The sequence below is a fragment of the Methylobacterium sp. J-059 genome (assembly GCF_022829485.1).
Classification (GTDB): Bacteria; Pseudomonadota; Alphaproteobacteria; order Rhizobiales; family Beijerinckiaceae; genus Methylobacterium.
In genome coordinates this window covers 1-2,248 of the sequence record NZ_JAKSYA010000045.1, presented here as the reverse complement: position 1 = coordinate 2,248, position 2,248 = coordinate 1, and the positions used below count along the sequence as shown (strand labels likewise).

Annotated in this window: 3 protein-coding genes; all 3 read right to left on the bottom strand. The window is 66.1% G+C overall.

Annotated features, from left to right (window positions below):
- Positions 1-514: 514 nt before the first annotated feature.
- The 3 genes from MKK55_RS04650 to MKK55_RS04640 all read right to left on the bottom strand — a co-directional run bounded on the left by MKK55_RS04650 (position 515) and on the right by MKK55_RS04640 (position 2,118).
- Positions 515-688: a hypothetical protein gene (locus tag MKK55_RS04650; protein WP_243933523.1), complete on the bottom strand. Its 174-nt coding sequence runs from the start codon at positions 686-688 to the stop codon at positions 515-517.
- Between the two features lie 403 nt (positions 689-1,091).
- Positions 1,092-1,514, bottom strand: coding sequence for a hypothetical protein (locus MKK55_RS04645; RefSeq protein WP_243933522.1), 423 nt, complete (start codon positions 1,512-1,514; stop codon positions 1,092-1,094).
- A gap of 4 nt (positions 1,515-1,518) precedes the next feature.
- Positions 1,519-2,118 (bottom strand): recombinase family protein, encoded by a 600-nt coding sequence (locus tag MKK55_RS04640; RefSeq protein ID WP_243933521.1) that lies wholly within the window; start codon positions 2,116-2,118, stop codon positions 1,519-1,521.
- Between the last annotated feature and the right edge of the window lie 130 nt (positions 2,119-2,248).

Below are 2,248 nucleotides of genomic sequence, written 5' to 3'. Positions count from 1 at the left end.
CGATCGCCATTGGAGCAGGCGAGCATCCCATCCGGTTGACGAAACGCCAAAGCTTGGTAGCTTTGCGGCCATCCTCTGAGGAGAGGAGACACGGCCCCGTCGCATGACAGCGCGACCAGCCTCCGATCGTCCAAACCGGCTTGCAAGGTTTCGGGGGCGTTGGCGTGAGGGCTTTGATGGCGTGCCGATCAGGCCGTAAATCGTTTTCTGTTCGCTCGGAGCTTGGTTCGATCGACGATCGGATCGAGGCCGGGTGTGCGATGACCGGCCTTGGCATACCCACGGCGCGACGCGTCAGCCCTCCAAGCTCAGGCAGTGCCACGACGTTGGCGTCCCAGGGCGCTTCCTCTTGCAGCCTGGTGAGCTGTGCGCTGTCGATGCGCCTACGGCTGCTGCCGACACGTACAGCCGCCATGCCGCGCGCGCGGTTACGGTCGGCTCGACCTGGATCGGACCGCTTCGGAGCCGGCCAACCCGTGAACAGACGTGAGCCAAGCTGTGCGCGGAGGCTCACCTACCCCGGTAGGGGGGTGTCCAATCCCTGCGGAAATGCCGTCGCGGACCGGTTGTTCAGCACGGGAAAAATGCGCGCGAAATTGGCGGAAACTTTTTTTGCAGCGGTGGATCGAGCGCGGATCGGCGACGTCGTGCGGGCGAAGCCGGCCACGCCGATCGGGATTTCGGACAACTGCCTTGCCATCCGGTGCGTCTGTCGAAGCGCGGCGGATGTGTCGGGGGGCGTACTCCGGCCGCAGGTCGCGGCGCGTTCGGTTCCCCCGTTCGCAGCCACACACCGCCGCTCCTGCCGGCTGCCCAGCCACCTGAGTGGTCCGTCGTCGCCACGATGCCGAGCCGAGCCAACACAGGCGCTGTCGCGATCGGTCTGCGTCCTGACGGTGCCTCTCCAGCAAGGGAGGGGCGAGGCTGGGGCGTCAGGGGTGGAAGGGGGGCCGGGGGTCGAAGGGGGTACCTGCGTACCGGCCGAAGACGATCCGCTCGGCTGTCGTTGAACGCAAGCCTACCGACAGCCGAGATACGACGGGCTGCACGATACCGATACCGGTCGCACTTCCGCCGGCGCGACAGCCGGGTCAGGGCCGCCCTTGAAACAGATCGCCCATCGCTCGCCTGCGAAACAAGGTTCGCCAGCGCCGGCGGCGGTGCTCCGGCCGGTCGTGGTTGATGTGGCAGCGCTGGCAGAACGCTGCGAGGTTCGCGGCCACGTTGTTGGCGGTGTCGTGATCGCGATGGGCCGTGGCGAGCACGACCCGGGTCGAACGGATCCCCCCGAGATCCTCGATCGTCGGCAGGGTCGCAAGGGTCCGGCCCTGGCCGTCACGCCAGGTGCCGGCCGCCGCATCCCACCAGCGGCCATCGCGCAGGCAGTAGATCGTCCGCCCATGCGGGCGTCCGCAGCCCTCGCAAGCCCCGCCGGCCCGATCGAAGCGGATCGTGGCCGAGAGCTGCGGCCAGTCGATCGGGTAGAAGAAGCGGTGCTCCGGGCGGATCGGCATCGGATCAGCTGGTCTTGGCGATCGCTGCAGCCATGGCTTGGCTACGCGCGCGGGCCTGCGGGAAGTAGCTGTAGAACGTGTCACGGCTGACCCCGAGCCGCTTGGCGATCGCCGCAATCGAGATGGTGCCGGTCTGGAGGAGGGCGCGGCCGACCTCGATGTCGGCCTCGGTCAGCTTCTTCGGGCGTCCGCCCTTCCGGCCGCGGGCCAATGCTGCCTTCAGCCCCTCCATCGTACGCTCACGGTTGAGGTCGAGGAAGTACTCCGCCATGGCACCGTGCATCTGCAGGGCGAAACGCCCATGCGCGGTATCGCTGTCGAACTGCTCGGTCAGCGAGCGGAAGTGGATCTCCTTCAGTCGCAGGTTGTCGATGGTGCGCATCATCTCGACGAGTGACCGGCCGAGGCGATCGAGCTTCCACACCACGAGCACGTCGGTGGGTCGCAGGTAGGCGAGCGCCGCCTCGAACTCAGGCCGCTTGGTCCCGGCCTTGCCGGACTTCTTCTCCTCGAACAGCTTCTCGCACCCGGCGCCTTTCAGCGCATCACGCTGGAGGTCGAGGTTCTGGTCGAGTGTGGAAACGCGGGCATATCCGACGAGCATGTCGGGATAGTGATTCAGGTACGTTTTATCCGCAATAGAAAACCAGTCATATTTTCCCGACAGAAATCCGGTTGCGGTGAGCCGTCAACGAGCCGCTCCACCTTCTCGTCGGAAAAACGTTCGTTTATCC